The organism is Streptomyces sp. NPDC002130 (genome assembly GCF_040296465.1).
GTDB lineage: Bacteria > Actinomycetota > Actinomycetes > Streptomycetales > Streptomycetaceae > Streptomyces.
This window is the reverse complement of sequence record NZ_JBEOXI010001136.1, coordinates 1-1125: the sequence shown is the minus strand read 5'-3', so window position 1 is coordinate 1125 and position 1125 is coordinate 1. Positions and strand designations below refer to the sequence as shown.

Here is a 1125-nt window from a genome sequence, read left to right as displayed (position 1 = left end):
GTTACACTGGGTCGAACGCGGCGATCGTGCCGCTGTGGAAACCGCAGGGAACAGGACGTGCCATCGTGACCACGACAGTCGAGAAGCCAAGTGGGGCAGGAAAAAAGGCGGTTCCTGTCTCTTCGGAGAAGCGGTCCAACGCCGACAAGGTGTCACGTCGCCAGGTCGACAAGTTCTCCGAGCGACGCGATCAACTGGCCGAGGCTGCACTGCAAACGCTGGCCGAACTGGGCTACGCGCGCACGAGCCTGCGCGAAATCGCCCAGAATTCGGAGTTCTCACACGGCGTTCTGCACTACTACTTCAGCGACAAAGTCGACCTGATCACCCACTGCGTGCGCCACTACAAGGCGCGCTGCGTCACCCGCTACGACGGCATCGTCGCCACCGCTCAGACGCCTGAGGAACTGAAAGCCGGTTTCGGCGCACTGCTCGCGGAGACCATGATCGAAGAACCGACGATGCACCGCCTCTGGTACGACCTGCGCGCGCAGTCGATGTTCGAGGAGTCGTTCCGAACCGACGTGGCAGCGATCGACGAGAGTCTCGAAAACATGATCTGGCGCATCGTCTCTCGCTATGCCGAGCTTCTCGACGTGGAGCCCTCGGTCACCTCGCCGGCGATGTACGCGATCTTCGACGGCCTGTTCCAGCAGAGTCTGCTGCGTCATCTGTCCGGTGATCAGACTGCCGCGAACTATCTTTCGGAGAGCGTCCAGCAGATGCTGCCCCTGGTAGTGCCCACACCCTGATCAGCGAGCAGCGATGCCTTCCGCGACGTACCTGGCTCCGCGATCGAATTCGCCGACCACGTCGTAATCGGCGTCTTGCCGCCAGAAGCGGACCAACGCTCCGTACGTACCACCGATCATCTGTGCGAGAAACAGCGGCGGGTAGTCCGATCTCACTTCGCCGGCTTCGATACCGGCAGTGACGATCCGCAGGAGTTCCACGTGGAACCGATGATCGTGGGCCGCCCCCGCTCCGGAGGAGGCGAAGTCGCGCTCGAGTTCTGCAGTCACCATGCGCAGACGACGACCATCCGGTCGGCGAGCCAGCTCAGCAGCATGGCCTCCAGGCCGGACTGGCTGGCCTCGTCGACGATGACGACGTCGAACAACCCCG

2 protein-coding genes are annotated in these 1125 nt (G+C 62.7%); one reads left to right on the top strand and one right to left on the bottom strand.

Features of this window, described 5'->3' with window-relative positions:
* Positions 1–752: TetR/AcrR family transcriptional regulator (locus ABT116_RS49070; protein ID WP_351648096.1), on the top strand; the 752-nt coding region annotated here is incomplete at its 5' end.
* Here ABT116_RS49070 and ABT116_RS49065 read toward each other — a convergent pair.
* The gene (locus ABT116_RS49065; RefSeq protein WP_351648094.1) at positions 753–1025 is read right to left on the bottom strand and encodes a TetR family transcriptional regulator C-terminal domain-containing protein; all 273 of its coding nucleotides are present in this window, start codon (positions 1023–1025) and stop codon (positions 753–755) included.
* Positions 1026–1125 lie beyond the last annotated feature (100 nt).